The sequence below is a fragment of the Rhodococcus sp. BUPNP1 genome (assembly GCF_002215235.1).
Taxonomy (GTDB): domain Bacteria; phylum Actinomycetota; class Actinomycetes; order Mycobacteriales; family Mycobacteriaceae; genus Rhodococcus.
The window spans coordinates 1-446 of record NZ_NERM01000083.1 but is presented as its reverse complement, the minus strand read 5'-3'; the positions used below and the strand labels follow the sequence as shown (position 1 = coordinate 446).

Here is a 446-nt window from a genome sequence, read left to right as displayed (position 1 = left end):
GCCGACACCTGTCCGCGCCCGTGACCAGGCGCGCTCTCGCGCTCGTCGCGATCGGTGCGGTCCTGGCCGCGATCGCCACGATCTTCCTGGCCGGCGGCTTCGACCGGGGCGAGAAGCTTCCCGCGCACACCAGCACGGTGGGGCCGCAGCCCACCGGCGCCGTCGCCGGTGACGCGTTCGGTTCGGCCACGACCGGTGACTGCCTCACGTGGTCCGAGGCCGACGCGAGCGACCTCGAGCAGGTCGACTGCGCGCAACCGCACCAGTTCGAGGTGGCCACGGACATCGACCTCAGCCTGTACCCCGGCATCGAGTTCGGCCCCGGTGCCAAGTTCCCGGGCGTCCTGCGCTTCTCCGAACTGCGCGACGAGCAGTGCGCACCGGCCGTCAACACCTACCTGAACGGGCGTTTCGACCCGAAGGGCAAGTTCAGCGTCGGACTGATC

At 70.6% G+C, this 446-nt stretch carries 1 protein-coding gene; it reads left to right on the top strand.

Going from position 1 to position 446, the window contains the following annotated elements; translation table 11 throughout:
- On the top strand, nucleotides 1-446 hold a 446-nt coding region (locus B9C99_RS25505), incomplete at both ends, for a septum formation family protein (protein WP_253250205.1).